This is a genomic window from Pseudomonas sp. OA65, from assembly GCF_017498305.1.
Classification (GTDB): domain Bacteria; phylum Pseudomonadota; class Gammaproteobacteria; order Pseudomonadales; family Pseudomonadaceae; genus Aquipseudomonas; species Aquipseudomonas zanjanensis.
Genome location: NZ_JAGDEZ010000038.1, coordinates 12,376 through 38,668, shown reverse-complemented (window position 1 = coordinate 38,668; position 26,293 = coordinate 12,376). Strand labels below are relative to the sequence as shown.

Here is a 26,293-nt window from a genome sequence, read left to right as displayed (position 1 = left end):
GGTTCTCCGTGGGAGCTACAAGCCCCAAGCTTCAAGCTGCAAGAAAGAGCAGCGAGCGGTGTTGATGGGAGTGCGGCAGCCTCGAACTGCTTTTACTCGCAGCTTGAAGCTTGCCGCTCGAAGCTCCTCAGAACACTGAGGCGTAATCGCCCAACTCGACCTGTACCGATTTGATGCGGGTGAAGTTGTTCAGCGAGCTGATACCGTTCTCACGGCCCACGCCTGATTGCTTGTAGCCACCGACCGGCATTTCCGCCGCCGATTCGCCCCAGGCGTTGATCCAACAGATGCCGGCTTCGAGCTGGTGGATCACCCGGTGGGCGCGGTTCAGGTCGCGGGTCACGACGCCGGCGGCCAGGCCGAAGTCGGTGTCGTTGGCGCGGCGGATCACTTCTTCTTCGGTGTCATAGGTGAGGATGCTCATCACCGGGCCGAAGATCTCTTCACGCACGATGGTCATGTCATCGGTGCAATCGGTGAACACGGTCGGGGCAACGAACGCGCCCTTGGCGAAGTCGCCTTCCGTCAGGCGACCGCCGCCGCACAGCAGGCGCGCGCCTTCGGCTTTGCCTTTCTCGATGTAGCCCAGCACGCTTTCCATGTGGGCGAAGCTCACCAGCGGGCCGAAGTTGGTGTGTTCGTCTTCTGGGTTGCCGACGCGGATGCGCGCCACGCGCTCGGCGATCTTGGCTTCGAAGGCGGCCTTGAGGTGGCTCGGCACAAAGACGCGAGTGCCGTTGGTGCAGACCTGGCCGGAGCTGTAGAAGTTGGCCATCATCGCGGTGTCGGCGGCGCGATCCAGGTCGGCGTCATCGAAGATGATCAACGGCGACTTGCCGCCCAGCTCCATGGTCACGTCCTTGAGCGAAGAACTCGAGGCGCTGGCCATGACTTTCTTGCCGGTGTCGGTGCCGCCGGTGAAGGAAATTTTCTCGATGCGCGGGTGCTCGGTCAGCCAAGTGCCGACTTCACGGCCGCTGCCGGTCAGGACGTTGAAGACGCCCGCTGGAACGCCGGCTTCGGTGTAGATCTCGGCCAGTTTCAGGGTGGTCAGCGAGGTGACTTCGCTTGGCTTGAAGATCATCGCGTTGCCGGCGGCCAGGGCCGGTGCGGATTTCCACAAGGCGATCTGGATCGGGTAGTTCCACGCGCCGATACCGGCCACCACGCCCAGGGGCTCGCGGCGGGTGTAGACGAAGGACGTCGTGCGCAGCGGAACCTGCTCGCCTTCGATGGCGGGCACCAGGCCGGCGTAGTATTCCAGCACGTCGGCACCGGTGACGATGTCGACGTATTTGGTTTCGGAGAAGGATTTGCCGGTATCCAGGGTTTCCAGGGCGGCCAGTTCATCGTTGCGCTCGCGCAGGATCTCCACGGCGCGACGCAGGATGCGCGAACGCTGCATGGCGGTCATGGCGGCCCAGACTTTCTGGCCCTTTTCGGCGCTGACCACGGCGCGCTCGACGTCTTCTTTTGTCGCGCGTTGCACCAGGGCGAGCACTTCACCGTTGGCCGGGTTGATGGCTTCGAAAGTGGCGTCGCCGCTGGCATCGCTGTACGCGCCATCGATGTAGAGTTTTTGCAGTTCGAAACGGGCCATAAAGTCCTCGCAAGTGCATGAGTGGTTGGCTGGCCACCGAGCGTGTCGTTTATAGCTGACTACGCGCTGCGGTGACGGTTCAGGAGCCGAGCGATTCTGTGTGCTCTTGCGCCCCTGTCTTGGCCAGTTGGAAGTCCATGTATTCGTAAGCGATCCGGTGCGCCTGGGCGGTATCGAACGCGTCTCCCGACAGCGCTCCGCGCAGCCACAAACCGTCAATCAGCGCGGCCAGCCCCCGTGCCGCGCTACGGGCCTGGTCAACGGGCAACACGCGGCGGAACTGGCAACACAGGTTGGAATACAGACGGTGATCGTTGATCCGCTGCAACCTGTGCAAAGACGGGTGATGCATGCTGGTGGCCCAGAAGGCCAGCCAGGTTTTCATTGCCGGGCCATTGACCTGGCTGGCGTCGAAGTTGCCTTCGATGATCACCTTCAGGTGAGCTCGCGGGCTCGAGTCAGTCAGCGCTTGACGACGCGCGGTGACGTTCTCGCTCAGGACAGTCATCAGGTACTGGGCCGTAGCCGCGATCAGGCCATTCTTGTCCTGAAAGTAGTGACTGATGATGCCGTTGGAGACACCCGCCAAACGAGCGATCAGCGCAATGCTGGCGTCCCCCATCCCGACCTGATCGACCGCTTGCAACGTGGCTTCGATCAATTGTTGGCGGCGGATGGGTTGCATACCGACCTTGGGCATCTAGCACATCTCCTTAGGCCCGCAGGCGGACGAATGCAGTCCGTCATGGCGAGGGCCAGTCTATTTTGTTTTGATTGAACGTTCAATCAACAAAAAATAAGTTCTATGACAAGTCGTCGCTATTTGCCGGGGCGAGGACTTTTGGGGATGTCTTTATAACACTCGTCGGTTGGCTGCCCACCCGTCGATTGGTTGAAATGAGGCGATGCTGCGAGCTCTTGTGGCGAGGGAGCTTGCTCCCGCTGGGTTGCGGAGCGACCCCAAACCGGCCAAGCACGATGTACCTGAAGGTTCGTGTCGCCTGGATTGCGACTGCTGCGCAGTCGAGCGGGAGCAAGCTCCCTCGCCACAGTTATCAGCATTCCAAGCTCAGTATCAGCATTCCAAGCCCAGTATCGGCATTCCAAGCTCAGTATCAGCATTCCAAGCCCAGTATCGGCATTCCAAGCCAGTACCAGCATTTCAAACCTGGTATGAGCATCAGCCTTGGAAGGCCCAAACAAAAACGCCGCGATCATCTCGCGGCGTTTTTGTGTGCGGGGGGCTTAGCCCAGGTTCTTGCCGAGCAGGGCGTGGTACAGCTCGCTGTCGCCCAGGATCCCGACGACTTTCTGGTTATCGTGGAGCACCAGTTTGTTGCCGGTCTGGTAGCGGATCTGCAACGCATCGCGCATACCGATGTTGGAGTCCACCAGGGTCGGACGTCGGCCCAGGCCTTCGACCGCTTGGCCCGGAGCCCAGTTTTGCAGGTCCAGGGCCGCGCCGTTCTGCCGGGCGCCCTTGATGGTGTTGCCGTCGGCCAGGTCGAGCCAGGAGTCGCCGCCCGGGTCCAGGCAGACCGAGCCGTTGATGCGCTTGCAGTTGTCCAGGGTGCGCATCAGGCTGCGACCGCAGAGGACGTTGAGCGGGTTGGTGTGGGCGACGAAGGTGCGCACATAGTCGTCGGCCGGGTTCAGCACGATTTGTTCCGGCTTGCTGTACTGGATGATCCGGCCGTCTTTCATGATCGCGATACGGCTGCCCAGCTTCAGGGCTTCGTCGAGGTCGTGGCTGACGAACACGATGGTCTTGCTCAGCTTGCGTTGCAGCTCCAGCAGTTCGTCCTGCAGGCCTTGGCGGATCAATGGGTCGAGGGCCGAGAACGGTTCGTCCATCAGCAGGATGTCGGCGTCCATCGCCAGGGCGCGGGCCAGGCCGACCCGTTGCTGCATGCCGCCGGACAATTCGTCGGGCTTCTTGTTGCGCCACTGGGTCAGGCCCACCAGCTCAAGCTTCTCATCCACCAGCTTCTTGCGTTCCTTCTCCGGTCGGCCCTGCATTTCCAGGCCGAAGCTGATGTTCTCGCGCACCGTCAGCCAGGGCATCAGGGCGAACTTCTGGAACACCATGGCGATGCGCTTGGTGCGCATCATCTTCAGCTCGGCGGGGGTGCAGGACGCAATGTCGATCTGCCGGCTTTCGTGCTCGACGAACAGCTTGCCGCGGCTGACGGTGTTCAAGCCGTTGATGCAACGCAGCAGACTGGATTTGCCGGAGCCGGACAGGCCCATCAAGACACAGATTTCGCCTTTCTCGATGTCCAGGCTGGCTTTTTCCACGCCGACGATTTGCCCGGTTTTCTTCAGGATTTCGTTGCGGGTCATGCCCTGGTCGAGCAGCTTGAGGGCCTCGCGAGGGTCCTTGGCGAAGATCACGTCAACGTCTTCAAAGCGAATTATGCTCATGCGTCACCCCCTACTTTGGCGTCGGGTTGTTTGCAGATCCGGTCGAGCATGATCGCCAGCAGGACGATCGCCAGGCCGGCTTCGAAGCCCAGGGCGATATCGGCGGTGTTCAGTGCGTTGACCACGGGTTTGCCCAGGCCATCGGCGCCTACCAGCGCGGCGATCACCACCATCGACAACGACAGCATGATGCACTGGGTGATACCGGCCGCGATGCTCGGCATCGCATGGGGCAGTTCGATGCGCGACAGGAGCTGGCGACGGGAGCAGCCGAAGGCTTTGCCCGCGTCCATCAGTTCGTCCGGTACGTCGCGGATGCCCAGGTAGGTCAGGCGGATGGGCGCGGCAATCGCGAACACCACCGTGGAGATCAGGCCCGGGACGACACCCAGACCGAAAAGGGTCAGGGTAGGAATGAGGTAAACGAAGGTCGGTACGGTCTGCATCAGATCGAGCACCGGACGCATCATCGTGTAGAACATCGGCTTGTGCGCGGCAACAATGCCCAGCGGCACGCCGATCAGTACGCAAACCAGGGTCGCGAACAGCACCTGGGCAAGGGTTTCCATGGTCTCTTGCCAGTAACCCAGGTTGAGAATCAGTAGAAAGGACGCGATGACAAAGACAGTCAGGCCCCATTTGCGCTGGATGAAGTGCGCCAATAGCGCAATGAGGCCGATCAGGGCCAGGGGGTTGAACCAGGTCAGCGCAAACGTCACGCCGTGAATCATCGTTTCCAGGAACAGCGCGATTGCGTCGAAGGTGTTGGCGCCGTGTTGCGTCAACCATTCGACAAAGCCCGCGATGTACTGGCCCAAAGGTATTTTCTGATCAATAAGCATGGTAGTGAACGTCCGCATGCAAGGGAATAAACAGCCCGGGCGAGCGAACTCGCCCGGCATAACATAGGCAGTTACTGCGCAAGCTTGGCTTTCACGGCTTCCAGGCCAGGTTTACCGTCAATGGTGGTCACGCCAGCGAGCCAGGTATCGAGTACCTGTGGGTTTTTCTTCAGCCAGGCCTTGGCGGCGGCCTCAGGTTTCATCTTGTCGTCGAGCACGTTGCCCATCAGCGTGCTTTCCATGTCGACGGTGAACTCCAGGTTTTTCAACAGTTGCCCAACGTTGCTGCATTCCTGGCTGTAGCCCTTGCGGGTGTTGGTCGCCACGGTAGCGGCACCGAAGTCGGGGCCGAAGAAGTCGTCGCCGCCGGTCAGGTACTGGATCTTGAAGCGGGTGTTCATCGGGTGTGGCGCCCAGCCGAGGAACACCACGTCGGTGCCACGCCTTGCGGCGCGATCGACCTGCGAAAGCATGCCTGCTTCACTCGACTCGACGACTTTGAAACCGGCGTCCTTCAGGCCGAAGGCGTTCTTTTCGATCATGCTCTGGATCAGGCGGTTGCCGTCGTTGCCCGGTTCGATGCCGTAGATCTTGCCGTCGAGCTCTTTCTTGAATTTGGGGAGGTCGGCGAAGTCTTTCAGTCCCTTGTCATACAGGGCCTGAGGCACGGCGAGGGTGTATTTGGCACCCGTGAGGTTGGTGCGCACGGTTTCCACGGTGCCGGCTTCGCGGTAGGCCTTGATGTCGTTTTCCATGGTCGGCATCCAGTTGCCGAGGAACACATCCATGTTCTTGCCGTCGGCCAGGGACTTGTAGGTCACGGGTACGGAAATCATGGTGGTCTTGGTCTTGTAGCCCAGTGCGTCGAGTACCACGCTGGTGGTCGCCGTGGTCACGGTAATGTCGGTCCAGCCGACATCGGAGAAGTTGACGGTGCTGCACTTTTCGGGTTCTGCAGCGTTGGCCAGCATCGGAAGACTCAGCATGGCGGCCAACAACAACGGCTTGGAACCTTTCATGGGTGGACTCCTGGTGTTTTATCGGCGGTGTCCGGTCAGGACAACCGCGCTTAATTGGATGTTGCGGTTGGTGGCGCGTGGGCACTCTTCTGACACGCGGCCTTGCAAACGAGCCGTAACCGATCATGTACCAGTGCAAATCTGACGCCTACAGGGTGGGTCGTATCCAGTACAGGGATGGTCGCATCCAGTGTCGGTGACGTCGTTTACAGATTTTTTTCGCCCCCGATGGGCCTCTGACACGCAGAAAAACGCCGCAAAACCGGGGGCAGGGACCCGCGGCGCAGTTGGGCATGATTGCGTCGGTGTCAGACGTCGGGCGCCGGAGTAAAAACCGGATGATGCGGCCATCCCGGCGTTGAGCGTAGCAGCTCCGTCACCGGACGCTCCTGCGCCCGGATGTGCCTGTTCTGGAGGTTATCGGCAATGGCAATCAGCGTTTTCGACTTGTTCAAAATCGGTATCGGCCCGTCCAGTTCCCACACCGTGGGCCCCATGCGTGCCGCAGCGCTGTTCGTTGAGGCGCTGAAGGCAAAGGCCCTGCTCAATGATGTGCGCCGGGTCGAGGTGCAATTGTTCGGTTCGCTGTCGGCCACCGGCATCGGTCACGGCAGCGACAACGCCGTGATCATGGGCCTGATGGGGGAGTGGCCGGACGCAATCGACCCGTCGCAGATCGGCCCGCGCATCGAGTTGCTGCGTGAAACCCAGACCCTGCTGCTCGACGGTCGCCTGCCGGTGCCGTTCGTATGGTCCCGGGACATGCGCCTGATCGACGAGAACCTGCCGTTCCACCCCAATGCGATGACGCTGGTGGCCGAGGGCGCCGACGGCGAGCTGCACCGTGACACGTATTACTCGGTCGGCGGGGGCTTTGTCGTCGATCAGGCCCAGGCCTCCAGCGGCGTGGTGGACCTGGATCGCACCGAGCTGCCGTACGATTTTTCCAGCGCCGAAGAATTGCTCCAGTTGTGCCGCACCCACGACCTGCGGGTGGCCGAGTTGATGCTGGCCAACGAAAAGGTCTGGCGTTCCGAAGAAGAGATTCGCAGTGGCTTGATGAAACTGTGGCGGGCCATGCAGGACTGCGTCGAGCAGGGCCTCAAGCACGAGGGCATCCTGCCGGGCGGTTTGAATGTGCGTCGGCGTGCGGCCAAGTTGCACCGCAGCCTGCAAGAGCTGAACAAGCCCAATGTCATCGGCTCGACCCTGAGCGCCATGGAGTGGGTCAACCTGTTCGCCCTGGCGGTCAACGAGGAGAACGCCGCCGGCGGGCGCATGGTCACGGCGCCGACCAACGGTGCGGCGGGGATCATCCCGGCGGTGCTGCATTACTTCATGAAATTCAGCGAAGCGGTCACCGACGCCAACGTCGTGGATTATTTCCTCGGTGCGGCGGCCGTCGGGATCCTGTGCAAAAAGAACGCCTCGATCTCCGGCGCCGAAGTCGGTTGCCAGGGCGAGGTGGGATCGGCTTGCGCCATGGCGGCGGCGGGCTTGGCGGAAATTCTCGGGGCCACGCCGGAGCAACTGTGCAACGCCGCGGAAATCGGCCTGGAACACAACCTCGGCCTGACCTGCGACCCAGTTGGCGGCCTGGTGCAGGTGCCGTGCATCGAGCGCAACGCGATCGCCGCGGTCAAGGCCATCAACGCCGCCCAAATGGCCTTGCGTGGCGACGGCCAGCATTTCATCTCCCTGGACCGGGTGATCCGCACCATGCGCGATACCGGTGCCGACATGCATGACAAATATAAAGAGACTTCGCGCGGTGGCTTGGCGGTCAGTGCGGTGGAGTGCTGAAACCTTGTTTGCACAATGCTCTGTGGCAAGAGGGTTCTCTGTGGGAGCAAGGCTTGCCCGCGATGGCGGCAGTCGATTCAAAATGGATATCGGCTGACATATCGCTCATCGCGAGCAAGCTTTGCTCCCACAGATAATTTCCTTTATCCATAGGGTCGAAAACCGCTCGTAAAATGAACACCCATCCGTAAAAGCGCCACCTTTTAGCGCGTCGCAAACAGACAAGCCCCCGTTGTCGAGCCAGCCGCTGAATCGCGCTCGACCGTCCGTCACCCGCACCTGTGGTGCTACTCCTTGCGCAAGCCGCGCAGCCCAGTTCCCACAAGTGCTACCGAACTGCTCACAGCCCTCTGTGATTGGTGCCTGCCGCCATGGATGGCGCCTAAAACCTGTCCGCGATGCGCGCCTTATATAGACAGGCCGCGATGTCGTTTTCAGGATTTATTGAACACACATTCAATTTTAGGCATGGCAATTGCTCTATCCCGATAAAGCCCCGTCTCACGCAAGAGAATGATGGGCGATAACAAGAGCCTCCGCCTGAGGCCATCACCCGCTTTGTGTGAGGAGATACCGCGATGACGACGTCCAACTCCGGGGCCCAACCCCAGAACCGTGCGCCTCAATCCATCGGCTTTTTGCTGCTGGACAATTTCACGCTGATTTCCCTGGCGTCCGCGGTGGAACCGCTACGCATGGCCAACCAACTGTCCGGTCGCGAGCTGTATCGCTGGACCACCCTCACGGTCGACGGCGGCCAGGTCTGGGCCAGCGATGGCTTGCAGATCACCCCCGACGCCTCCATGCACAAGGCGCCGCCCTTGGACACCGTTATCGTCTGTGGCGGTATCGGTATCCAGCGCACCGTGACCCGTGAACACGTGTCATGGCTGCAAGGCCAGGCCCGCCAGTCCCGTCGCCTCGGCGCGGTCTGCACCGGCAGCTGGGCTTTGGCCTGTGCCGGCCTGCTGGACGGTTTCGATTGCAGCGTGCACTGGGAATGCCTGGCGGCGATGCAGGAAGCTTTCCCGCGGGTATCGATGAGCACCCGTCTGTTCACCCTCGACCGCAACCGCTTCACCAGCTCCGGCGGCACCGCGCCGCTGGACATGATGCTGCACCTGATCAGTCGCGATCACGGTCGCGAGCTGTCGGCGGCGATTTCGGAAATGTTTGTCTACGAGCGTATCCGTAACGAGCAGGATCACCAGCGCGTGCCGCTCAAGCACATGCTTGGCACCAACCAGCCGAAGCTGCAGGAAATCGTCGCGCTGATGGAGGCCAATCTTGAGGAGCCGATCGACCTGGACGAATTGGCGGTGTACGTCGCCGTGTCCCGGCGTCAGCTGGAGCGGTTGTTCCAGAAGTACCTGCACTGCTCGCCGTCGCGCTATTACCTCAAGCTGCGGCTGATCCGTGCGCGGCAACTGCTCAAGCAGACGCCGATGTCGATCATCGAAGTGGCCTCGGTGTGCGGCTTCGTCTCCACTCCGCATTTCTCCAAGTGCTACCGCGAATACTTCGGCATTCCACCGCGCGACGAGCGCGTCGGTTCCAACACCACGCAACAGGTGGCAATGATGCCGCTGCCGCAGGCGCTGGTGCTGTCGCCATTGTCCGGGCCGCTGTCGGCGCTGAGCCAGGCGCGTAATGAGTCGACGTTTGCCAGTGTGAGGCTCTAAACCGCAGCGCTTTCATCGCGAGCAAGCTTTGCTCCCACAGGGGATCTTCTGGGTGAAGTAGACAGCGTGTACCCAGAGACCCGTGGGAGCAAAGCTTGCTCGCGATGGTTTTCGTCAGGCGCTATGGTTCTGCTGGTATTGCGTCAAAGCCGGCAACAGCTGCTTATCGATCGCCTGGCGAACGGCCGGCAGGATAGTGGCGCTGCTGGTGTACATCTCCTTGACCATCCGCCGCAATTCATTGGCGCGAGCCCTGTCCAGCCCGCGCACGGCGCATTCACATGCCTGCTCGGCGGTGGAGCCGCTGGGTATTTGCAGTCCCAGGGCCTTGAGGTGGCCCAGCAGGTCTTCCTGGTCGATCAAATCGGCGTGCATCATGACGCTTTTCCTTGTTCAGGGATTGGGGTCGTGTCTCGATTCTGGTAGCCACCCGAAGCGGCGGCAAGGGCAAATGGTCGCAATGTCATGAATGACTATGGAGGCGTCGTTTTCGGCTAACTTGCCCAAGCCTGGACTGGGCACACTGGCCTCAAGCTGAATCACGATGGTTTGGTCACCCTCGCGCGACGGCTCCTCCAGTAACGCTCCTGCCCCGATCCTGTCACGGCTTGATCGGGGATTTTTTTGCCTGTGTGAATCAGGGGGAAGTGCGTTGTTTGATCGGGCGCCTTCGCGAGCAGGCTCGCTCCCACAGGGAGATGCGGCCACCTGTGGGAGCGAGCCTGCTCGCGAAGAACGATGACGCGGTTTACCTTTGCAGCACCAGAATCCGCGACAACAGCTCATCCCGATCCACATAACACCCCTGGAAATGCCGCGCCCCGGACGCCGGGTCGAAGGCGTTGCGGGCGTGGAGGGTGCGGCGGTTGTCGAAGCACCACAGCTGGCCGGGTTCGAGGCGCTGCACCAGGCGAAATTGCGGTTCGCGGGTCAGGGCGATGAGGCGGCGGTAGGCGCGGTAAAGCCTGGGCATCTGTTCGACCGAGGTGTCGAAGGGCCCGCGCAGGAAGTTCGCCATGCGGATTTCCGAGACCTGCCCCAGCGCATCCAGGGCGATGATCGGTGCCAGGCAGCGGTAGTCGCTGTGGCGGTCCTTGTTGCGAAACTCCACCGGGATCTGGCACAGCGCGTCGAAGGCCTCGGGGTCTTCCTGACGCAGGGCTTGGGCAATGGCGAAGCCGTCGACAAAAATGCTCTCGCCGCCGTCGGCGTCGTTCACCAGGCAATGCAGGAACTGCAACCCCGGTTGCAACTCCCGCGTCGGCAGGTCGCTGTGCAGCGGCAGGTTGAAAGCGGTGTAGGCGTTGCTGTCGGCATCGGCCTTGGACTGCACGTTGAACAGCACGCCGAAGTTGCTCTCGCGGATGAAGGAAATGCGCTGGGCGATCTGTTTCAGCGAACCGGGTTCGGTGGGCACACCGCGTACTTGGGTCAGGCCGATGTCGCGCACCGCCAAAAGCCATTGCAGTAACGCGTCGGCGTCCGTCATCAATGCCTGGTATTCGAACACCGGCAGTTTCAGGTCATGCTGCCACAGCTGGCGGCGCGGCTTGTTCGCCAGGCGTTCGGCCCTGGATTGATCGTCATACGCATGGGCGCGCAACCAGCCCGGATCGAATGGGCTTCGGTGGCCATCCTGCCAAACCACACACAGGTGGCCCGCGTCGTCGATGCCAACGTCCCGGGGCGTCACGTCTTCTGGGACATCGACAATCTCCAGGACCTGCTCGCGGGTAACGCTGTAGACGCATTGCGGGCACGGGCAGTTGTCCCTTAGCCACTGATGATGGAACGGGCTGACCCGGCCGTCGGCCCACGTTACGTGCACCCGGTCGGCCAAGGGGGCCGCGGCGGTCAATGCCTGGACCAGCGGATAGCGTCGGAAGTCGGCAATAGCGGCGGTGTTCATGGCGATCTCCTGGTCGAGGCTTATCGGGCGGGTGGCAGGGCGATGACCCGACCGATGCAGGTCGGTGTCGGCAAGTCGGCTTGGCTGTCCAGCAGGGCCTTGAGTCGGCCCAGGGTCGGTTCGGTGAACGGCGCTGAGCGCGGGCCGGCCAGGTCAACATGCAGCAACATCTGTTCATTGCCGGCCAGCTCTTTATCGCCGCCGACCAGATGCAGGCTGTGGTAGAGATGCAGGCGTTTGGCGTCGTGGCCGATGATCTGCGTGTGCACCTCGACCTCGGCGCCGAGCTTCACTTCATGCAGGTAATTGAGGTGCAGTTCGAGGGTGAACAACGAGTGGCCGCTGGCTTCGCGGTTCTGGCTGTCCAGGCCGAGCCGGTCCATCAATGCATCGGTGGCGTAGCTGAAGATCAGCAGGTAGAAGGCATCGCGCAGATGGCCGTTGTAATCGACCCATTCGGGGAGGATGCGGGTTTGGTAGGTGGTGAGGGGGGGCATGCTGGACTCCACTGATCGTCGCTGATGTACACAATTGTGGCGAGGGAGCTTGCTCCCGCTGGACTGCGAAGCAGTCCCAAACCGGCGAATGCGGTGAATCAGTCAGATGACATTCGCCGGTTTGCGACCGCTGCGCGGCCGAGCGGGAGCAAGCTCCCTCGCCACAGGAATGGTGTTATTCGCTAAAAGACATTCCGTGCTTGGCCTTGGTGGCCTTCACCGCCTCCAGCACCGCCAGCAGGCAATCATCACGATAGCGCTCCAGGGCCGAAATGCTGTGGCTGCCCAATTGCTCGCTCGTGCCGTCCACCACATCGTCGATCAGTTTCTCGGTCAGCTCCGGCGCCGGCAGGTAGGTCCAAGGCAGTTGCAACGCCGGGCCGAACTGGGCCATGAAGTGCCGCATGCCGGCATCGCCGCCGGCCAGGGTGTAGGTCAGGAACGTGCCCATGAATGACCAGCGCAGGCCGGCGCCAAAACGGATGGCATCGTCGATTTCCCCGGTGGTGGCGACACCATCGTTGACCAGGTGCAGGGCTTCGCGCCACAGCGCTTCGAGCAGGCGGTCGGCGATGAAACCGGGGACTTCCTTGCGTACGTGCAATGGCCGCATGCCAAGGGATTCGTAGACTTCCATCGCTGCTTGCACCGCTTCGGGGGCGGTGTTCTTGCCGCCGACCACTTCCACCAGTGGCAACAGGTAGACCGGGTTGAACGGGTGCCCGACCACACAGCGTTCCGGGCGGGTGGCGTTCTCATAGAACTCGCTTGGCAGTAGGCCCGAGGTACTGGAACCGATCAACGCGTTTGGCTTGGCGGCGGCGCTGATCTGGCCGTGCAATTCGAGTTTCAATTCCAGGCGCTCGGGGGCGCTTTCCTGGATGAAGTCGGCGTCGCGCACGCATTCCTCGATGGTCGCGACAAAGCGCAGCCGATCCTGCGAGGCGCCAGGGGCCAGGCCTTGTTTTTCCAGGGCGCCCCAGGCATTGGCGACGCGTTTGCGCAGCGCCGCCTCGGCACCCGGCGCCGGGTCCCAGGCGACGACGTCGAGGCCATGGGCCAGCGCCCGGCTGACCCAGCCGCTGCCAATCACACCGCTGCCCAGGGCGGCGAAGGTCTTGATGTCGGTGATAAAGCTCATGGTGGTTTCCTGAAAAATAGTTCGAAGGTCTCCTGTGGGAGCAAGGCTTGCCCGCGATGGCGGCAGTAGATTCAACAGGGATGTCGACCGACATACCGTCATCGCGGGCAAGCCTTGCTCCCACAGGTTGGGTCCCACAGGGGGGAGGTGGATGTGGCTCAGCCGCGCTGCACCAGGCCCATTTTCTTGCGACCTTCCGCCGGGGTGAGCACGCGGGCCCCGAGGCGGCTGAGGATTTCGCCGGCGCGCTCCACCAGTTGGCCGTTGGTGGCGAGCACGCCTTTGTCCAGCCAAAGGTTGTCTTCCAGCCCGACCCGCACGTTGCCCCCCAGCAGCACCGCCTGGGCGGCCATCGGCATTTGCATGCGACCGATGCCGAAGCCGGCCCACACCGCGTCGGCCGGCAGGTTGTCGACCATGGCTTTCATGGTGGTGGTGTCGGCCGGAGCCCCCCACGGGATGCCCAGGCAGAGCTGGAACAGCGGGTTGTCCAGCAGGCCTTCCTTGATCAGTTGCTTGGCGAACCACAGGTGGCCGGTGTCGAAGATTTCCAGCTCGGCCTTGACCCCCAACTCAGTGATGCGCTTGGCACCGGCCCGCAGTTGCGCCGGGGTGGAGACGTAAATGGTGTCGCCGTCGCCGAAGTTCAGGGTGCCGCAATCCAGGGTGCAGATTTCCGGTAGCAGCTCTTCGACGTGGGCCAGGCGGGTCAATGGGCCCACTAGGTCGGTGTTGGGACCGAACTCCATCGGCCGTTCGCCGGCACCGATCTCCAGGTCGCCGCCCATGCCGGCGGTGAGGTTGACGATGATGTCCACGTCCGCCTCACGGATGCGTTCCATCACTTCGCGGTACAGCGCCACGTCGCGGCTGAACTTGCCGGTCTGCGGGTCGCGGACGTGGCAATGGACCACCGTGGCTCCCGCTTTCGCCGCCTCGACGGCAGCGGCGGCGATCTGTTTCGGGGTGACCGGAACGTGGGGGCTCTTGGCGGTCGTGTCGCCAGCACCGGTGAGTGCGCAGGTGATGATGACGTCGTGGTTCATGGTGCGGATTCCTTCAAGCGTGGTGAGTCACTGCGCAGCCCTTGTGCTGCTGCGCAGATGGAGATCGGTTGATCAGTTACTGGTGAGTTTCAGGTTGTCGGCGGCCGGCTTGCCGTCGAAGGTGGTCACGCCTTCGAGCCAGCGCTGCTTGTCCTGTGGATGGTCCTTGAGCCATTGCCGGGCTGATTCGAGCGGGTCCTTGTGATCGAGCAACGGCTGCATCATCCGGCTCTCGTCTTCGGCGGTGAAGGTCAGGTTGCTCAGCAAGCGTCCGACGTTCGGGCATTGCTCGGCGTAGTTCGGCGCAGTCACGGTCCAGACGGTGGCCATGCCTTCGTTCGGGCCGAGGGCGTCGTCGCTGCCGGTGAGGTAGGTCATCTGCACGTTGACGTTCATCGGGTGCGGCGCCCAGCCGAAGAACACCACGGCTTCCTTGCGCCGCACGGCACGGTCCACGGCGGCGAGCATGCCGGCTTCGCTGGACTCCACCAGTTGGAATTTACCCAGGCCGAACTGGTTCTTGGCAATCATCGCCTTGATCTGGGTGTTGGCACCGGAGCCGGGTTCGATGCCGTAGATCTTGCCGCCCAACTCTTTTTCGAATTTGGCGATGTCGGCGAAGGTCTTCAGGCCCTTGTCGGCCAGGTAAGTCGGCACGGCCAGGGTGGCGCGGGCGTCCTTGAGGCTGGGCTGCTCCAGCACCTTGACCTGCTTGGCCTCGACGAACGGGGTGATGGTCTGGGTCATCAACGGGTTCCAATAGCCGAGGAACAGGTCCAGGCGCTGGTCGCGGATGCCGGCGAAGATGATTTGCTGGGAGGCGCTGGTCTGCTTGGTCTTATAGCCGAGGCCGTCGAGCATCACTTGGGTCAGGGCACTGGTGGCGATGACGTCGGTCCAGTTGACCACGCCCAGGCGTACGTTCTGGCAGGCGGCGGGCTCGGCGGCCATGGCGGCCGGGCTCAAAAGCTCGGTGGCGCTGAGTGCAAGAACGCAGTAGCTGATCAGTCGTTTCATTGTCAGGGTTCCTCGGCAGCTTATTGTTATGGGGTCCGGTGTCTGTGCGCCGGTGATGCCACGTTACGCAGCCCCGGGCGGGGCAAAACGCACAGCGGCGACGTGCTCTTGCACTGCAGCGACTCTTGAACGGTTGTTGCAACTGGCGTATCAAGGTCCGCACGCTGCCCGTCAACCGAGTGCGCTCCATGTCCCAGGATTTCTACTTTTTGTTGATGCCCGGTTTCTCGGCCATCGGTTTCATCTCGGCCATCGAACCCTTGCGGGTCGCCAATCGCTTTCGCGGCGAGCTGTACCGCTGGCATGTGTTGAGCATCGACGGAGGGGCGGTGCTGGCGAGCAATGGCATGTCGGTCAACGCCGATGCCGCGCTGGAGCCCTTGAAGAAAGGCGCGACCCTCTGGGTGGTGGCGGGGTTCGAGCCGCTGAAGTTCGCCACCCCGGCACTGGAGCGCTGGCTGCATCGATTGGACAGCGAAGGTGTGATCCTGGGCGGCATCGACACCGGCAGCGTGGTCCTGGCCGACGCGGGGCTGCTGGAAGGGCACCGGGTGACGTTGCACTGGGAAGCCATCGAGGCGTTCAAGGAGTCCTATCCGCAACTCAGCGTGACCCAGGAACTGTTTGAAATCGACCGTCGCCGCATCACCTGTGCAGGCGGCACTGCGTCCATCGACCTGATGCTGGACCTGATCGGCCAGGCCCACGGATCGGAACTGGCGATCCAGGTCAGCGAGCAATTCGTGCTCGGCCGCATCCGTCCGCGCAAAGATCACCAGCGCATGGAAATCGCCAACCGCTACGGCATTCGCAACAAGAAGCTGGTGCACGTCATCGGTGAAATGGAAACCCACAGCGAACCGCCGCTGAGCACCCTGGCGCTGGCCGAGTCGATCAACGTCACTCGTCGCCAGCTCGAACGGCTGTTCCGCCTGCACCTGAACGACACACCGAGCAACTTCTACCTGCGCCTGCGCCTTGAAAAGGCCCGGCAGCTGCTGCGCCAGACCGACATGAGCGTGCTGGAGGTGAGCATTGCCTGTGGGTTCGAATCGCCGTCGTACTTCACTCGCAGCTATCGGGCACGTTTTGCGCGGTGTCCGCGGGAGGATCGGCGGCGGCAGGGGGATGAGCGGGCGGCGGTTTGACAGGCTTTTATACTCAATTATACTCGCGGCTATAAATTATACCTTTCGCCATAATTGAGTATAAAACCATGTCCAAGCACCCCGGTTTTGTCTTCCGGCGTCCGGATCTGGCCCGCAACATTGTCGACGGGCTGATTGGCGCCGGGATCCAGGATTACACCTCAGGCCTGTTCCTGGCCGCGCCAAGGCGCACCGGAAAAAGTACCTTCCTGCGTGAAGACTTGATTCCCGAATGCGAGGAGCGAGGTTGGCTCGCGGTCTACGTCGATCTTTGGGCAAACAAGGAGAAGGACCCTGCCGAACTGATCGCCTCGGCCATTGCCGCCGCGTTGGTGCCTTATGAGAAAGGCATCCGCAAGCTTGCCAAGTCCATTGGCATCGACAAACTCAGCTTCTTGCGCACGTTGTCCTGGGATTTCAGCCAGCCGCAACTGCCCGAAGGGGCGACGCTGACCCAGGCGCTGGAGCTGTTGCACCATGCTGCCGAGAAAACCGTGGTGCTGGTGATCGACGAAGCCCAGCATGCATTGACCACCGAAGCCGGGGGCAACGCGATGTTCGGTCTCAAGGCGGCCCGTGACCAGCTCAATCAGGGGCGTGAGGGCGATACCAGCGGCCTGCGGCTGGTGTTCACTGGTTCCAATCGCGATAAGCTCGCCCACTTGGTGCTGAGTCGCAACCAACCGTTCTATGGGTCCAGCATCACGCCGTTTCCTTTGCTGGGCAAAGCCTTCACCCAGGCGTACACCACCCACTTGAACGCACACTTGGCCCAGACCAATCAGTTCAACGCCGATGACCTGGACCAGGCGTTTGAGTTGGTAGGTCGCCGTCCGGAGATGTTGCGCAGCGTCATCGGCGAAATCGCCCTGGAACTGGGTGAGGCGAGCCATTTGGGGGAGTTGCTGCGCAACAGCGCCGAAATGCTGCGCGCCGGCGTCTGGACCGAATTCGAGAGCGCCTGGAACGCCCTGACGGTGCCGCAACGCGCCGTGTTGCAGGTCATGGCCGAGCGCTCGCAGAACAACGAGCCCTTCGCGCCCTTCACCGATTCAACGCTGGAGGCGGTGGGCAAGGCATTGAAGAGCATGGGAAGCGAAGTCGTGCCCGGTACCCAGACCATCCAATCCTGCATTGATGCGCTGCGTGAAAAGGAGTTGGTGTGGAAGTCCAACCGCGGTGGTTATGCGCTGGAGGATAAGGCGTTTGCGGATTGGTTGAAGGGGTATCGCCAGCAACAGAATCGGTCCTGACCCGATTGGCGGTCGAGCATAGTGAGCTGTGTGGAGAGGGGATTTTGTGGGAGCAAAGCTTGCTCGCGAAACAGTCGACTCGGTTTCTGAAGGACCGCATCGCTTTCATCGCGAGCAAGCTTTGCTCCCACAAAAAACTCCCCACAGGTGCCCGTTCGGCTGGGAAAGGTCTATTTCTTCATCAGCGCCGAGCAGGCTGCTTTATAGGCCTCATGCTGATACTTGTTCAGCGTCGCCGGCAGGGCGAAGTCATGTTTTTTGCTCTGAGCGTTGATGGTCTGCGGCGACAGCAGCGTCACCTCACAACCGTCCAGCAACTGGAAAACCCCTTCGATCTTGAACGTCGTCGGCCCACCAGCGAACTCGCCTTTCTTGCTGCGCTTCTTGATGGCGATGCGTTCGATGCCGTTGTCCGTCACGAACGTCCGCACCTGGGCGGCGAATGCCTTGACGTTGGCAGCTTCGTCATCGTCGTCCAGGGCGATTTTCTTGGTGCTCAGCGCAACGTGACTCAACGCCTGTTGATCCAGCGAGGCAACGGCGATGATCGCTTCGCTGCCTTTGATTTCGATGCCGCACGTTTTCATGTGAATCCTTTTGCTGGAGGGTGGCGTGCAGCTTACAGCTCCAACTGGTCAGCATGGATACCAAAGGCCGCAGCAATTTTTTCGCGGGTGGCTCGGCGAGGCTTGGCGACCGACTCTTGCTGGGCAAACGCCGGTTGAGAAATACCCAGGCGCCTGGCGACTTCATCTTGAGTCAGGTTCAGGTGTTCGCGCCAGGCGCGAATGGGCGTGGCGCCGTCGACGATACGGCTGACGACTTCATGGGGAATCAGATCGGGTTCCAGTTTCTGCGCGACGTATTGGGCATATGGAATGACCACAAATGCCGGATGCCCGTCTGCGTCATTGATGATCTGAATATCAGTAGGTACGTTCATCGCGTTTCCTGACCTCTTGAATGCTGACGATCTTGATCGCCCCGTCCCAATCGAACATGACTCGATAGCGGCCTACCCGAAGGCGATAGGCGTAGTCATGGCCGACAAGCGCTTTGACGTTCGCCGCGTCGGGCATCTGGGCGAGCGCCGTAACGGCGTCCCGAACCTGGGCCTGATGGGGAGAATGCAATTTCAGAAGCTGCTTAACGGCTTTTCTGGTCCAGTGGATGGTGTTCATGAAAGGATATAAGTCTTTTATAAGTTTTGCGAATCCTGACTTATATCCCCTCCAAGGCCAACGCATGAAAGGTGTCTGAATATTGCCCTCAGTCTTGCCCAATCGACTCCAAAAACTCCGAACGATCATCGCTCACCTGGGCCATGCAGTCGTTTTCGGCGATTTTGTAGGCTTCGCTGCCGGGTTTGGCCGGGAAGGCGGCGATGGCGCAGTCGGCGTCGCGCTGTTTTTGCCACAGTTGCTGGGCGGCCTTGACCTTGGCGGTGATGTCGTTGAGTTGGGCCTTGTCGCTGGCGTAGCGAGTTTGCAGGCGCTCAAAGAGGCTTTGCAGGTTTTCGCCCAGCAATTGTTCGGCGGCGGTTTTGCCATAGGCCGAGCAGGCCAGGGTCTGGACGTCGTTTTCAACTTCGTCGCAGGGGTTGGGCTCGGTGTCTTCGGTTGCGTGTGCCAGGGTGCTGATCAGTGCCAAAGCCAGGAAGATCGATTTCATCGCGTTGCCGCTCAAGTCCAGTGAAAACCAGTGATGCGGCGGATTCTGGCGCAAGCGTCGGGTAAAGAACAGACGGGCAGGGTGGGCCTGTCGTAACCCATTGTCGTGGATTGACGCTTTCGGCAATTCCCCTGTCGTTTTTGCACCGGGTCGCGACGGCCCTCAGGCATATGCTGGCCCCAAAGCGCCGGCACACGATTCGGCGCATGAATCGCTAACAAGGGGACTGCCTGATGAGCCCAGCCGAATTGCACGCCGACAGCATCGTTATCGACGGGCTGATCATTGCCAAGTGGAACCGCGACCTGTTCGAAGACATGCGCAAGGGCGGCCTGACCGCAGCCAACTGCACCGTGTCGGTGTGGGAAGGTTTCCAGGCCACCATCAACAACATCGTCGCCAGCCAGAAACTGATCCGCGAGAACAGCGACCTGGTGATCCCGGTGAAAACCACCGCCGACATCCGTCGTGCCAAGGAACAGGGCAAGACCGGCATCATCTTCGGCTTCCAGAACGCCCATGCCTTCGAAGACCAGCTCGGCTACGTCGAGATCTTCAAGCAGCTCGGCGTCGGTGTGGTGCAGATGTGCTACAACACCCAGAACCTGGTCGGCACCGGGTGCTACGAGCGCGACGGCGGCCTGTCGGGCTTCGGTCGCGAGATCGTTGCCGAGATGAACCGCGTCGGCATCATGTGCGACCTGTCCCACGTCGGTTCCAAGACCTCCGAAGAGGTCATCCTCGAGTCGAAGAAGCCGGTGTGCTACTCCCACTGCCTGCCGTCCGGCCTGAAAGAACACCCGCGCAATAAATCCGATGAAGAGCTGAAGTTCATTGCCGACCACGGTGGTTTCGTCGGCGTGACCATGTTCGCGCCGTTCCTGGCCAAGGGCATCGATTCGACCATCGACGACTACGCCGAGGCCATCGAATACACCATGAACATCGTCGGTGAAGACGCCATCGGCATCGGCACCGACTTTACCCAGGGCCACGGCCAGGATTTCTTCGAAATGCTGACCCACGACAAGGGCTACGCCCGTCGTCTGACCAGCTTCGGCAAGATCATCAACCCCCTGGGCATCCGCACCGTGGGCGAGTTCCCGAACCTCACCGAGACGCTGCTCAAGCGCGGTCACCCGGAGCGGGTGGTGCGCAAGATCATGGGCGAGAACTGGGTGAACGTTCTCAAGGACGTCTGGGGCGAGTAAACCCCGCTGCATCACTGAATCCTTACCTGCGGCCACTCGCGCCGCAGGCACATCACGAATTTCCGGAGTCAAGTTTTCATGGCCAAGATCGCCCCGCAACTGCCTATCGAAGTCGACAGCGAAACCGGTGTCTGGACGTCCGACGCCCTGCCGATGCTGTACGTGCCGCGTCACTTCTTCGTCAACAACCACATGGGCATCGAGGAAGTGCTGGGCGCCGACGCCTACGCCGAGATTCTCTACAAGGCCGGCTACAAATCCGCCTGGCACTGGTGTGAAAAAGAAGCCGAATGCCACGGCCTGGAAGGCGTCGCGGTGTTCGAGCACTACATGAAGCGCCTGTCCCAGCGTGGCTGGGGCCTGTTCAAGATCCAGGACATCGACCTGGACAAAGGCACCGCCAGCGTCAAGCTCGAACACTCGGCATTCGTCTATGTGTACGGCAAGGTCGGGCGCAAGGTCGACTACATGTTCACCGGCTGGTTCGCCGGCGCCATGGACCAGATCCTCGCCGCGCGCGGCAGCCAGATCCGCACCGTGGCCGAGCAGGTCTACGGCGGTTCCGAAGAAGGCCACGACGACGGCCTGTTCATCGTCAAGCCGTTGTAAGTCGAGGATCGCGCCATGGCTTTTGAAGCAATGTTCCAGCCGATCCAGATCGGCAAGCTGACCATCCGCAACCGCGTGCTCAGCACCGCGCACGCCGAGGTCTACGCCACCGACGGCGGCATGACCACCGACCGGTACGTGAAGTATTACGAAGAGAAGGCCAAGGGCGGCATCGGCCTGGCGATCTGCGGCGGTTCGTCGGTGGTCGCCATCGACAGCCCCCAGGAATGGTGGAGCTCGGTGAACCTGTCCACCGACCGCATCATCCCGCACTTCCAGAACCTGGCCGACGCCATGCACAAGCATGGCGCCAAGATCATGATCCAGATTACCCACATGGGCCGTCGCTCGCGCTGGGACGGCTTCAACTGGCCGACCCTGATGTCGCCGTCCGGCGTGCGTGAGCCGGTGCACCGTGCCACCTGCAAGACCATCGAGCCGGAAGAAATCTGGCGGGTGATCGGCAACTACGCCCAGGCCGCGCGCCGGGCCAAGGCCGGTGGCCTGGACGGTGTCGAGTTGTCTGCCGTGCACCAGCACATGATCGACCAGTTCTGGAGCCCGCGGGTCAACAAGCGTACCGACGAATGGGGCGGCAGCTTTGAAGGCCGCATGAAGTTCGGCCTGGAAGTGTTGAAGGCCGTGCGTGCCGAAGTGGGTGACGATTTCTGCGTGGGCATGCGCCTGTGCGGTGACGAGTTCCACCCGGACGGCTTGTCCCACGAGGACATGAAGCAGATCGCCAAGTACTACGACGACACCGGCATGCTGGATTTCATCGGCGTGGTGGGCTCGGGTTGCGACACCCACAACACCCTGGCCAACGTCATCCCGAACATGAGTTATCCACCGGAGCCGTTCCTGCACTTGGCTGCCGGTATCAAGGAAGTGGTCAAGGTCCCGGTGCTGCACGCGCAGAACATCAAGGACCCGAACCAGGCCACGCGGATCCTGGAGGGCGGTTACGTCGACATGGTCGGCATGACCCGTGCCCACATCGCCGACCCGCACCTGATCGCCAAGATCAAGATGGGCCAGATCGACCAGATCAAGCAGTGCGTCGGCGCCAACTACTGCATCGACCGCCAGTACCAGGGCCTGGACGTGCTGTGCATCCAGAACGCCGCGACATCCCGTGAATACATGGGCGTGCCGCACATCATCGAGAAGTCCACCGGGCCCAAGCGCAAGGTAGTCGTCGTCGGTGCCGGCCCGGCCGGGATGGAAGCGGCGCGGGTGGCCGCCGAACGTGGGCACGATGTGACCCTGTTCGAGAAGAAAGAATTCATCGGCGGGCAGATCACCACCGCCTCGAAGGCCCCGCAACGGGACCAGATCGCCGGTATCACCCGCTGGTTCCAATTGGAGCTGGCGCGGCTGAAGGTCGACCTGCGCCTGGGCGTGGCGGCTGATGCGGCGACCATCATGGACCTGCGTCCGGATGTGGTGGTGCTGGCCGTCGGCGGTCATCCGAACGTGGAGCAGAACGAACACTGGGGCGCCGCCGAAGGGCTGGTGGTCAGCAGCTGGGACGTCCTCGACGGCAAGGTCGCGCCGGGCAAGAACGTGCTGGTCTACGACACCATTTGCGAGTTCACCGGGATGTCGGTGGCCGACTTCCTCGCCGACAAGGGCAGCCAGGTCGAGATCGTCACCGACGACATCAAGCCGGGCGTGGCCATTGGCGGGACGTCGTTCCCCACCTACTACCGCAGCATGTACCCCAAGGAAGTGATCATGACCGGGGACATGATGCTGGAGAAGGTCTACCGCGAAGGCGACAAGTTGGTCGCGGTGCTGGAGAACGAATACACCGGTGCCAAGGAAGAACGCGTGGTCGACCAGGTGGTGGTGGAAAACGGCGTGCGGCCGGACGAAGAAATCTACTACGCGCTCAAGGAGGGTTCGCGCAACAAGGGCCAGATCGACGTGGAAGCCCTGTTCGCGATCAAGCCCCAGCCGTGCCTGGAGCAGAGCGGCGATGGCTACCTGCTGTTCCGCATCGGCGACTGCGTGGCCCAGCGTAATACCCACGCGGCCATCTACGACGCCCTGCGGTTGTGCAAGGATTTCTAACGGCTTGCATCAAACCCCTGTGGGAGCGGGCTTGCTCGCGAATGCATTTTGTCAGCCACACATAAGCTGACTGTCACACCGCCTTCGCGAGCAAGCCCGCTCCCACAGTGACCGAGTAAGGCATCTCGACCTGCAAGACCCTGAGGTCTTTGGGAGCAACACCTATGTTGAACACCCTTCTTCCAATCCTGCTGTTCGCCGCCCTGGGCCTCGCGGTCCTGGGCGCCTTGCGGCGGGTGAACATGTGGCGCCGGGGACGACCGGCCAAGGTCGACCTGATCGGCGGCCTCTTTGCCATGCCCAAGCGCTACATGGTGGATTTGCACCATGTGGTGGCGCGGGACAAATACATTGCCAACACCCACGTCGCCACGGCGGGCGGTGCGGTGGCATCGATTGTGTTGGCGATCCTGGTCCACGGTTTTGGCCTGCACAACCGCATCCTCGGCTACGCCCTGCTGCTGATGTCAGCGGTGATGTTCGTGGGCGCGATCTTCATGTATCTGCGTCGGCGCAACCCGCCAGCGCGTTTGTCGAAAGGCCCGTGGATGCGCCTGCCGAAAAGCCTGCTGGCCTTCTCGGCGTCGTTCTTCCTGGTGACCTTGCCGGTGGCCGGCATCCTTCCGGAAAACTTCGGTGGTTGGCTGGTGGCGGCGATCCTGGGTGTCGGCGTGTTGTGGGGCGTGACGGAATTGTTCTTCGGCATGACTTGGGGCGGGCCGATGAAGCACGCCTTCGCCGGTGCCCTGCACCTGGCCTGGCACCGCCGCGCCGAGCGCTTTGGTGGTGGCCGTTCCACCGGTCTGAAGCCGCTGGACCTGAATGATCCGACCGCACCGCTGGGTGTGGAAAAACCCAAGGATTTCACCTGGAACCAACTGCTCGGCTTCGACGCCTGCGTGCAGTGCGGCAAGTGCGAAGCGGCTTGCCCGGCGTTCGCCGCCGGCCAGCCGTTGAACCCGAAAAAACTCATCCAGGACATGGTCGTCGGCCTGGCCGGCGGCACCGATGCGAAATTTGCCGGCAGTCCGTATCCAGGCAAACCTGTAGGTGAGCACGGCGGCAATCCACATCAGCCGATCGTCAACGGCCTGGTGGACGCCGAGACCTTGTGGTCCTGCACCACCTGCCGGGCGTGCGTCGAGGAGTGTCCGATGATGATCGAGCACGTCGATGCCATCGTCGACATGCGCCGCCACCTGACCCTGGAAAAAGGCGCGACGCCGAACAAGGGCGCCGAGGTGTTGGAAAACCTCATCGCCACCGACAACCCTGGCGGCTTCGCCCCGGGTGGGCGGATGAACTGGGCGGCGGACCTGAACCTCAATCTGCTCAGCGAGAAGAAATCCACCGACGTACTGTTCTGGGTCGGCGACGGTGCCTTCGACATGCGCAACCAGCGCACCCTGCGCGCCTTCGTCAAAGTGCTCAAGGCGGCGAAGATCGACTTCGCCGTGCTCGGCCTCGAAGAACGCGACAGCGGCGACGTGGCCCGGCGCCTGGGTGATGAGGCGACGTTCCAGCTGTTGGCCAAGCGCAACATCCAGACCCTGGCCAAATACAGCTTCAACCGCATCGTCACCTGCGATCCCCACAGCTTCCATGTGCTGAAAAACGAATACGGCGCCTTTGATGGCAACTACCTGGTGCAGCACCACAGCACCTACCTGGCGGAAATCATCGACGCCGGGGCGTTGAACCTCGGCCAGCACAAGGGCGACAGCGTGACCTATCACGACCCGTGCTACCTGGGCCGCTACAACGGCGAATACGAGGCGCCGCGCCAGGTGCTGCGGGCGCTGGGCATCGAGGTCAAGGAAATGCAGCGTTCCGGTTTCCGTTCGCGTTGCTGTGGCGGTGGCGGCGGTGCGCCGATCACCGACATCCCGGGCAAGCAGCGCATTCCCGACATGCGCATGGACGACATCCGCGAAACCGGTGCCGAGCTGGTGGCCGTGGGTTGTCCACAGTGCACCGCGATGCTCGAAGGCGTGGTCGAACCACGGCCGATGATCAAGGACATTGCCGAACTGGTGGCCGATGCGCTGCTGGAAGACGCGGCCCCGAGCAAGCCCGTGGCCCCGGCCAAACGTGAACCCGCGGAGGTGCATTAATGAGCGACATCATCCGCCGCGACCCTCGCGCCGAGTGGATCGCCCGCAACCGCCTGCATCCACTGCACGCGGCCATGCAACCGGTACAGCACAGCTGGATGGGCCCCAACGGCGTCATTCGCAAGAATGTCCATGGCGTCGGTTTCATCGGCCCCAATGGGATCAAACGGATTGATCGCAGCGGTGCCCAGCAAGGTGGGGCGAGCAAACGCACCGCTGCCGTTGAAGTGCAATTGCCGCTGCATCAGGTGCCGCAACCGGCGTTCCACATCTGTGTCGTCCCGGACATGGTCGGTGGCCGCCTCAGCAGCCACGACCGCGATCTGCTCGGCCTGGCCCATCAGTTGACCGGCAGCGACGGCGCAGTGTTGGCCGTGGTGTTTGGCGAGCATAAGGAAAGCACCTTCGCCACGGCGGGTGTCGACCGCTTGCTGGTACTCGAAGGCGAGGAATTCAGCGGTTATGCACCGGAGCAACGGGTGCAAGGCTTGCGGGCTGTGGATAACCAATTCAACCCACGCCACTGGCTGCTGCCTGACAGTCGCAGCGGCGGCGGTGAATTGGGCCGACGCTTTGCCGCAGCCCTGGGCGAGCGCCCGGCCACGCGGGTCTGGCAGGTCAAGGGCGAAGAATGCATCGGTCGCGCCGGTGCGGGCCTGCAAGACTTGGCTCGACCGTTGGCGCGCTTGATCCTGGCGGCGGCCGAATGCGCCGAACCGGTCAGCGAAACCCGTCACGAAGCCTTGCCGGTGGAGTTATCCACAAGCGTGGCCCGCAGCTTGTCGCGGATCGAAGACCTTGGCGCGGTTGCCGTGGACCCGGGGGCGATCCCGATGGCCGAGGCCGAATTCATTTTCTCCGGCGGCAACGGGGTCAAGGACTGGGCGCTGTTCCACCAGACAGCCGCGGCCCTGGGCGCTACCGAAGGCGCTTCGCGGGTGGCGGTGGACGACGGCTTCATGGCCCGGGATCGTCAGGTCGGTGCATCCGGCACCTGGGTCACTGCGCGGGTCTACGTGGCCGTGGGGATCTCCGGGGCGATCCAGCACCTGCAAGGCATTGGTGCCTGCGACAAGGTGGTGGCGATCAACCTCGACCCAGGCTGCGACATGATCAAACGGGCAGACCTGTCGGTGATCGGTGACAGCGCGGCGATTCTCCAGGCCTTGATCGCGGCGGTAGAGGCTTACCGCAACGAAGCCAAGCGCGATGCGGCTTAAGCTAAGGAAAC

Annotated in this window: 24 protein-coding genes; 9 read left to right on the top strand and 15 right to left on the bottom strand. The window is 62.0% G+C overall.

The features are described 5' to 3' along the window. Window positions 1-127: 127 nt before the first annotated feature. The 5 genes from betB to J3361_RS23965 form a co-directional block, all read right to left on the bottom strand. Window positions 128-1,600, bottom strand: a complete 1,473-nt coding sequence (gene betB / locus J3361_RS23985) for a betaine-aldehyde dehydrogenase (RefSeq protein ID WP_207966615.1) — start codon at window positions 1,598-1,600, stop codon at window positions 128-130. Window positions 1,601-1,679: 79 nt separating this feature from the next. Next, on the bottom strand, window positions 1,680-2,300 hold the full coding sequence (betI, locus tag J3361_RS23980) for a transcriptional regulator BetI (RefSeq protein ID WP_207966614.1): 621 nt from the start codon (window positions 2,298-2,300) through the stop codon (window positions 1,680-1,682). Window positions 2,301-2,845: 545 nt separating this feature from the next. Next, window positions 2,846-4,024, bottom strand: a complete 1,179-nt coding sequence (gene choV, locus J3361_RS23975; protein WP_207966613.1) for a choline ABC transporter ATP-binding protein — start codon at window positions 4,022-4,024, stop codon at window positions 2,846-2,848. Continuing rightward, the gene (gene choW / locus J3361_RS23970) at window positions 4,021-4,866 is read right to left on the bottom strand and encodes a choline ABC transporter permease subunit (RefSeq protein WP_207966612.1); all 846 of its coding nucleotides are present in this window, start codon (window positions 4,864-4,866) and stop codon (window positions 4,021-4,023) included. Before choW ends, choV begins: the two co-directional genes overlap by 4 nt. Before the next feature lie 71 nt (window positions 4,867-4,937). Then, on the bottom strand, window positions 4,938-5,885 hold the full coding sequence (locus tag J3361_RS23965) for a choline ABC transporter substrate-binding protein (protein WP_207966611.1): 948 nt from the start codon (window positions 5,883-5,885) through the stop codon (window positions 4,938-4,940). 426 nt (window positions 5,886-6,311) lie between these two features. Between J3361_RS23965 and J3361_RS23960 the strand changes: the two genes are divergently transcribed. Both J3361_RS23960 and J3361_RS23955 read left to right on the top strand, forming a co-directional pair. Further along, window positions 6,312-7,688: an L-serine ammonia-lyase gene (locus tag J3361_RS23960; protein ID WP_207966610.1), complete on the top strand. Its 1,377-nt coding sequence runs from the start codon at window positions 6,312-6,314 to the stop codon at window positions 7,686-7,688. Window positions 7,689-8,266: 578 nt separating this feature from the next. Further along, window positions 8,267-9,370: a GlxA family transcriptional regulator gene (locus J3361_RS23955; protein WP_042731607.1), complete on the top strand. Its 1,104-nt coding sequence runs from the start codon at window positions 8,267-8,269 to the stop codon at window positions 9,368-9,370. 114 nt (window positions 9,371-9,484) lie between these two features. On the opposite strand, the gene J3361_RS23950 is transcribed toward J3361_RS23955, so the two are convergent. From J3361_RS23950 to J3361_RS23925, 6 genes are all read right to left on the bottom strand, one after another. Next, a complete protein-coding gene (locus tag J3361_RS23950; RefSeq protein WP_207966609.1) occupies window positions 9,485-9,748 on the bottom strand; it encodes a hypothetical protein in 264 nt (87 codons plus the stop codon). A 370-nt stretch (window positions 9,749-10,118) separates the two neighbouring features. Then, entirely contained in the window at window positions 10,119-11,279 is a 1,161-nt protein-coding gene (locus J3361_RS23945) for a gamma-butyrobetaine dioxygenase (RefSeq protein ID WP_207966608.1), read from the bottom strand. Window positions 11,280-11,299: 20 nt separating this feature from the next. After that, window positions 11,300-11,776: a thioesterase family protein gene (locus tag J3361_RS23940; protein WP_207966607.1), complete on the bottom strand. Its 477-nt coding sequence runs from the start codon at window positions 11,774-11,776 to the stop codon at window positions 11,300-11,302. Between the two features lie 175 nt (window positions 11,777-11,951). After that, complete coding sequence (locus tag J3361_RS23935) at window positions 11,952-12,917, bottom strand: L-carnitine dehydrogenase (RefSeq protein ID WP_207966606.1); 966 nt, start codon at window positions 12,915-12,917, stop codon at window positions 11,952-11,954. 158 nt (window positions 12,918-13,075) lie between these two features. Continuing rightward, window positions 13,076-13,963, bottom strand: a complete 888-nt coding sequence (locus tag J3361_RS23930; protein ID WP_045157164.1) for a 3-keto-5-aminohexanoate cleavage protein — start codon at window positions 13,961-13,963, stop codon at window positions 13,076-13,078. 72 nt (window positions 13,964-14,035) lie between these two features. Further along, on the bottom strand, window positions 14,036-14,980 hold the full coding sequence (locus J3361_RS23925) for a choline ABC transporter substrate-binding protein (RefSeq protein ID WP_207966605.1): 945 nt from the start codon (window positions 14,978-14,980) through the stop codon (window positions 14,036-14,038). A gap of 188 nt (window positions 14,981-15,168) precedes the next feature. Here J3361_RS23925 and J3361_RS23920 point away from each other — a divergent pair, with 188 nt between their 5' ends. Next, on the top strand, window positions 15,169-16,128 hold the full coding sequence (locus J3361_RS23920; RefSeq protein ID WP_207966604.1) for a GlxA family transcriptional regulator: 960 nt from the start codon (window positions 15,169-15,171) through the stop codon (window positions 16,126-16,128). Between the two features lie 68 nt (window positions 16,129-16,196). Continuing rightward, on the top strand, window positions 16,197-17,381 hold the full coding sequence (locus tag J3361_RS23915; RefSeq protein ID WP_207966603.1) for an AAA family ATPase: 1,185 nt from the start codon (window positions 16,197-16,199) through the stop codon (window positions 17,379-17,381). Between the two features lie 170 nt (window positions 17,382-17,551). Here J3361_RS23915 and J3361_RS23910 read toward each other — a convergent pair whose 3' ends face one another. The 4 genes from J3361_RS23910 to J3361_RS23895 all read right to left on the bottom strand — a co-directional run bounded on the left by J3361_RS23910 (window position 17,552) and on the right by J3361_RS23895 (window position 19,052). Further along, the gene (locus J3361_RS23910) at window positions 17,552-17,968 is read right to left on the bottom strand and encodes a DUF3010 family protein (RefSeq protein WP_207966602.1); all 417 of its coding nucleotides are present in this window, start codon (window positions 17,966-17,968) and stop codon (window positions 17,552-17,554) included. Window positions 17,969-18,000: 32 nt separating this feature from the next. Next, a complete protein-coding gene (locus tag J3361_RS23905) occupies window positions 18,001-18,324 on the bottom strand; it encodes a helix-turn-helix transcriptional regulator (RefSeq protein WP_003206335.1) in 324 nt (107 codons plus the stop codon). After that, window positions 18,308-18,562 (bottom strand): type II toxin-antitoxin system RelE/ParE family toxin, encoded by a 255-nt coding sequence (locus J3361_RS23900; protein ID WP_207966601.1) that lies wholly within the window; start codon window positions 18,560-18,562, stop codon window positions 18,308-18,310. Before J3361_RS23900 ends, J3361_RS23905 begins: the two co-directional genes overlap by 17 nt. Before the next feature lie 88 nt (window positions 18,563-18,650). Further along, on the bottom strand, window positions 18,651-19,052 hold the full coding sequence (locus tag J3361_RS23895) for a lysozyme inhibitor LprI family protein (RefSeq protein ID WP_207966631.1): 402 nt from the start codon (window positions 19,050-19,052) through the stop codon (window positions 18,651-18,653). Window positions 19,053-19,285: 233 nt separating this feature from the next. Between J3361_RS23895 and J3361_RS23890 the strand changes: the two genes are divergently transcribed. The 5 genes from J3361_RS23890 to J3361_RS23870 all read left to right on the top strand — a co-directional run bounded on the left by J3361_RS23890 (window position 19,286) and on the right by J3361_RS23870 (window position 26,282). Continuing rightward, the gene (locus J3361_RS23890) at window positions 19,286-20,263 is read left to right on the top strand and encodes a dipeptidase (protein WP_030139307.1); all 978 of its coding nucleotides are present in this window, start codon (window positions 19,286-19,288) and stop codon (window positions 20,261-20,263) included. A gap of 78 nt (window positions 20,264-20,341) precedes the next feature. Continuing rightward, window positions 20,342-20,872 (top strand): DUF5943 domain-containing protein, encoded by a 531-nt coding sequence (locus tag J3361_RS23885; protein ID WP_018612374.1) that lies wholly within the window; start codon window positions 20,342-20,344, stop codon window positions 20,870-20,872. 15 nt (window positions 20,873-20,887) lie between these two features. Continuing rightward, complete coding sequence (gene dgcA, locus J3361_RS23880) at window positions 20,888-22,948, top strand: dimethylglycine demethylation protein DgcA (protein WP_072405833.1); 2,061 nt, start codon at window positions 20,888-20,890, stop codon at window positions 22,946-22,948. Window positions 22,949-23,112: 164 nt separating this feature from the next. After that, the gene (gene dgcB / locus J3361_RS23875) at window positions 23,113-25,062 is read left to right on the top strand and encodes a dimethylglycine demethylation protein DgcB (protein WP_207966600.1); all 1,950 of its coding nucleotides are present in this window, start codon (window positions 23,113-23,115) and stop codon (window positions 25,060-25,062) included. Beyond that, window positions 25,062-26,282: an electron transfer flavoprotein subunit alpha/FixB family protein gene (locus tag J3361_RS23870; RefSeq protein WP_207966599.1), complete on the top strand. Its 1,221-nt coding sequence runs from the start codon at window positions 25,062-25,064 to the stop codon at window positions 26,280-26,282. The genes dgcB and J3361_RS23870 overlap by 1 nt, the downstream gene beginning before the upstream one ends. Window positions 26,283-26,293: the final 11 nt, after the last annotated feature.